This window comes from Saccharomonospora iraqiensis subsp. paurometabolica YIM 90007, from assembly GCF_000231035.2.
Lineage (GTDB): Bacteria > Actinomycetota > Actinomycetes > Mycobacteriales > Pseudonocardiaceae > Saccharomonospora > Saccharomonospora paurometabolica.
Map to the genome: position 1 here is coordinate 331,098 of NZ_KI912250.1, position 4,704 is coordinate 335,801.

4 protein-coding genes are annotated in these 4,704 nt (G+C 71.1%); 2 read left to right on the forward strand and 2 right to left on the reverse strand.

Annotated elements, in window-relative coordinates:
* A partial coding sequence (locus SACPADRAFT_RS28470) for a TrmH family RNA methyltransferase (RefSeq protein ID WP_007026568.1) occupies positions 1-653 on the reverse strand: 653 nt, incomplete at its 3' end.
* 225 nt (positions 654-878) lie between these two features.
* Between SACPADRAFT_RS28470 and SACPADRAFT_RS0217750 the strand changes: the two genes are divergently transcribed.
* Together SACPADRAFT_RS0217750 and SACPADRAFT_RS0217755 are read left to right on the forward strand one after the other, a co-directional pair.
* Complete coding sequence (locus SACPADRAFT_RS0217750) at positions 879-2,375, forward strand: glutamate-cysteine ligase family protein (protein WP_007026567.1); 1,497 nt, start codon at positions 879-881, stop codon at positions 2,373-2,375.
* 167 nt (positions 2,376-2,542) lie between these two features.
* Positions 2,543-3,166 carry a superoxide dismutase gene (locus SACPADRAFT_RS0217755; RefSeq protein WP_007026566.1) on the forward strand — a complete coding sequence of 208 codons (624 nt, stop codon included), beginning with the start codon at positions 2,543-2,545 and terminating at the stop codon, positions 3,164-3,166.
* Between the two features lie 149 nt (positions 3,167-3,315).
* On the opposite strand, the gene SACPADRAFT_RS28475 is transcribed toward SACPADRAFT_RS0217755, so the two are convergent.
* On the reverse strand, positions 3,316-4,704 hold a 1,389-nt coding region (locus tag SACPADRAFT_RS28475; RefSeq protein WP_007026565.1), incomplete at its 5' end, for an MFS transporter.

Sequence of the window (4,704 nt, forward strand, 5' to 3'; positions counted from 1 at the left end):
GCCACCGGGCCGGGGATGCGGGCGGCCGTCCGGAGGCTCACCGCGTCGGCGCGCGGGGTCAGGGCCGCGAGCCGGAACCCGTGTTCCCGCAGGGTCCCGAGCCCTGCGGGCCAGTCGTCGACGGTCGTGAACGGCACCCGCAGGACGTGGCCCATCGACACGCGGACGCTGCGCCGGTAGAGCGGGTCCGAGCAGCCCGGGCCGAGCAGCACGCCGTCGACCCCGAGCGCGGCGGCGTTGCGGAACAGCGCGCCGAGGTTCTCGTGATCCCCGACCCCCTCCAGCACGGCCAGCACCCGCGCCCCGGCGGCGAGGTCGGCCACCGTGGGGCGCGGGGCGCGGTCGGCGACGGCGAGCACCCCGCGGTTCAGGTGGAAACCGACCACCTGCGCCATGGTCTCGGCCGAGGTCACGTACGCGGGCACGGACACGTCGGCCAGGTCGTCCGCCAGCTCCTCGACCCGCCGCCGCACCCCGAGCAGGGCGCGCACCGGGTAGGGCGAGGCGAGCAGCCTGCGCACCACCACCGTTCCCTCCGCGATCACCAGCCCCCGCCCGCCGGGCCGGTCGGGCCTGCGGTCGGCGGTGGTGAGGTCGCGGAAGTCGTCCAGCCGCGGGTCGGCCACGTCGTCGGTGTAGATCACTGAGGCCACGCGGGAAGTCTCGCATCGACCCGGGTGGCGGGGATCGGTACTCCGTCCGCCGGGTACCCGGCTGGTACGAACGGCCCCGGTGATGCGCTGGGTGTGCGCGGCGTGACGGACCGCACCCTTTTTGGCCGCTGGATGAGGCCCCCGGCATGTGCAACGGTTGCCGCCTGGCAGGGGCGAACGCCGCGGCATCCGGGGAGCCGAGGCCGAGGGAGAGGGGCGATCGGCATGGGCAAGGACGTGGCACCGGACTCCGTCACCTCCCGGGACCGGGGCCGCTATCGGCACAAGGTGCAGCGGTGCCTGGACACGCTGGCGCGCATGCTGTCCGAGAGCAGCTTCACCTTCCCCCGCAAGCACATCGGGCTGGAGGTCGAGCTGAACCTCGTCGACGACGCGATGCGCCCGTCGATGTCGAACTCCGCCGTGCTCGACGCCCTCGACGAGGCGGCGTTCACCACCGAACTCTCGCAGCACAACATCGAGTTGAACGTGCCGCCGTACCCGCTGGACGGCGAGTCCGCGTTCACTTTGGAGGCGGATCTCGGCGCGTACCTGGAGCTGGCCCACGACACCGCGGAGCGCGCGGGCACCTCGGTCGCGATGATCGGCATTCTGCCGACCCTGCGCGCGGAACACTTCGATCAGAAGTGGCTGACCAACAACGCCCGGTACGCGCTGCTCAACGACCAGATCATGGCCTCCCGGGGGGAACAGCCGCTGCTGTCGCTGGAGGGGGTCCCGCTGCGGGGCCGCGAACCCGAGCGGCTGCGTGCGTTCGCGCAATCGATCCTGCCGGAGGCGGCGTGCACGTCGGTGCAGCTGCACCTGCAGGTGAGCCCGGAGGAGTTCGCCCCGCACTGGAACGCCGCGCAGTGCCTCGCCGGTGTCCAGCTCGCACTCGGCGGGAACTCGCCGTTTCTGCTGGGCAAGGCCCTGTGGCAGGAGACCCGCATTCCGCTGTTCCTGCAGGCCACCGACACCAGGCCGGAGGAGCTGAAGAACCAGGGGGTGCGCCCGCGGGTGTGGTTCGGCGAGCGGTGGATCACCTCGATCTTCGACCTGTTCGAGGAGAACGTCCGCTACTTCCCCGGTCTGCTGCCGGAGACCGACGACGAGGACCCGATGGAGGCCCTCGAATCGGGCCGGGTTCCCCGGCTGACGGAGCTGCGGCTGCACAACGGCACCGTGTGGCGGTGGAACCGGCCGGTGTACGACGTCGTGGACGGCACCCCGCACCTGCGGGTGGAGAACCGGGTGCTGCCCGCGGGGCCCACGGTGCGGGACATGATGGCCAACGCGGCCTTTTTCTACGGCGCGCAACGCGCCCTGGTGGGCCAGGAGCGGCCCGTGTGGTCGCAGATGTCGTTCCAGGCGGCCGAGGAGAACCTGTACTCGGGGGCGCGCAACGGGTTCGACGCGCTGCTGTACTGGCCGGGCATCGGCCGGGTGCCGCCGGACGAGCTGGTACTGCGGGTGTTGCTGCCGCTCGCGCGGGAGGGGCTGCGTGACTCCGGTGTGGCCGACACCGTGGCGGAGCGCTACCTCGGGGTGATCGAACAACGGTGCCTGCGCCGCCGGACCGGCAGCACGTGGCAACGGGAGACGGTCGCGCTGCTGGAGGAACGCGGGACGGACCGCGACGCCGCACTGACCGGCATGCTCGCGCGGTACCTGGAGCACTCCCGGTCCGGGGAGCCGGTCCACACCTGGCCGGTCGGGTGAGCCGCGCGGGCGCTCCGGTGGTGTGTGGCCGATCCGACAGTGGTGTTGACCTCGAGTCCACTCCAGGGAGCAAGGTCAACTTCGCCACTCCCCGGTTAGCCCGCGACCTCGGCGGCTACTAGGTTGGCAATCACGCAAAGGCTTGCCTCGACCACGAAGGAGGGCTCATGCCCACGTACGAGCTTCCCGACCTCGACTACGACTACGGTGCCCTCGAACCGCACATCTCCGGTGAGATCAACGAGCTGCACCACAGCAAGCACCACCAGACCTACGTCAACGGCGCGAACCAGACGCTCGAGAAGCTCGCCGCGGCGCGCGACGCCAACGACTTCGGCTCGATCGTCGGCCTGGAGACGACGCTCGCCTTCAACCTCGCCGGGCACGCCAACCACGTCGTCTGGTGGAAGATCCTCTCCCCGGAGGGCGGCGACAAGCCGACCGGTGAACTGGCCGCCGCCATCGACGACGCCTTCGGCTCGTTCGACAAATTCAAGGCGCAGTTCACCGCGGTGTGCACCACGATCCAGGGCAACGGCTGGGGTGCGCTGTCCTGGGACCCGATCGGCCAGACACTGATCACCCAGCAGCTGCGCGACCACCACAACAACCTGGTGCTGCCCACCGTGCCGATCCTGCTGGTCGACGTCTGGGAGCACGCGTTCTACCTGCAGTACAAGAACGTGAAGCCGGACTACATCAACGCGCTGTGGAACGTCTTCAACTGGGCGGAGATCGGCAGGCGTTTCGAGGACGCCCGCGCGGGGCGCAACGGACTGCTGCTGGGCTGAGACCCGGCCACCCGGCCGGTCCGGGCCACCCGCGCACACGCGCGCGAACGAGGAAGGGCCCCGCACGGACGTCTCGTGCGGGGCCCCTTCTCGTTCCCGAACTGCCGCCGCTCCCACCACGAAGCGACACCCATGAGGTTAGCCTAACCTCATTCGACGAGCAAGGGGTGTCGCTCCCGCCTGCGGGCGAGGACCGCGCAGAGCAGTGCGGCCAGCACGGCGACCGCACCCCCCAGCCAGAACGGGGACCGCCCGCCGAAGGTGTCGGCCAGCCACCCGACCATCGGTCCGCTGATCGGGTTGCCGCCGATCAGGACGAGCACGTACAGGCCCATCACGCGCCCCCGCACCTCCGGACTCGTCGAGGTCTGCACGAGCGCGTTCGCGGTGTTCAGGAACGTGATCGTGGCGAAGCCCAGGGGCACGAGCGCGACCCCGAAGAGCGCGTAGGTCGGCAGGAACGAGGCGGCCAGCTCGACCGCGCCGAGACCGAAGGCGGCGACCAGCAGCACCCGCAGGCTGGGCCCCCCGCGACTGCCCCGCCGGGCGGCGGCGAGCGCGCCGGTGAAGGTGCCCACCGCCAGCATCGTGGACAACAGGCCGTAGCCGTCCGCCTCCGTGCCGAACACGTTGGCCGCCACGATCGCCAGCGAGGTGAAGAAGGTGATCCCGAACGTGCTGACGAAGAACACCAGCACCATGATCATCATCAGGTCGGGTCTGCCGCGCACGTACCGCAGCCCCTCCCGCAGCTGCCCCTTCGACCGGGCGGCGGGCGGGTTCCGGTGCAGCGCGGCGGGGTCCATGGCCGCGAGCCCGGCGAGGACGGCCAGGGTGCTCACGGCGTTGGCGACGAACAGCCACCCGGTACCGACCAGCACGATGGCGAACCCGGCGATCGCGGGTCCCACGATCCGCGCCATGTTGAACACCGAGGAGTTCAGCGCCACGGCGTTGGCGACCTGCTCGCGGCCCACCATCTCGCCGACGAACGACTGCCGGGTCGGCACGTCCAGCGCCGAGAACACCCCGAGGACGAGGCACAGCACGTAGACGTGCCACAGCTCGGCCATGCCGCTGATGTCGAGCACCCCGAGCAGTGCCGCCTGCACCGCCATCCCCGACTGGATGGCGATCAGGAGCCTGCGCTTGTCCACCCGGTCGGCCAGCACCCCCGCCCACAGCGACAGCAGCACGGTGGGCAGGAACTGCAACGCCACCGCCACCCCGAGTGCGACCGGGTCGTAGCCGCTGAGCTCCAGGACCAGCCAGTCCTGGGCGATGCGTTGCATCCAGGTGCCGATGTTCGAGATGACCTGCCCGCTGAAGAACAGCCGGTAGTTGCGCACCCGCAACGACGCGAACATCCCCCGGGGACGGTCGTCGGACCCGTCGGACGGACCCCCGCCCGGGGCTTCCCCACCCGGGGTCGCCGTGTCCGGGGGTGCCGTGTCCGTGGCCGCCGTGTCCGGGGCCGGGTCGGGTCGCGCGGGGCCGGTGGTCGTGGTCCGGTCCGGCCCGGCGGAGGTGGTGCGGTC

What these genes read in the sequence shown, in the direction of transcription:
- SACPADRAFT_RS0217755 (WP_007026566.1), top strand. Translation starts at nt 2,543, where the DNA reads ATGCCCACGTACGAGCTTCCCGACCTCGACTACGACTACGGTGCCCTC.
- SACPADRAFT_RS0217750 (WP_007026567.1), top strand. Translation starts at nt 879, where the DNA reads ATGGGCAAGGACGTGGCACCGGACTCCGTCACCTCCCGGGACCGGGGC.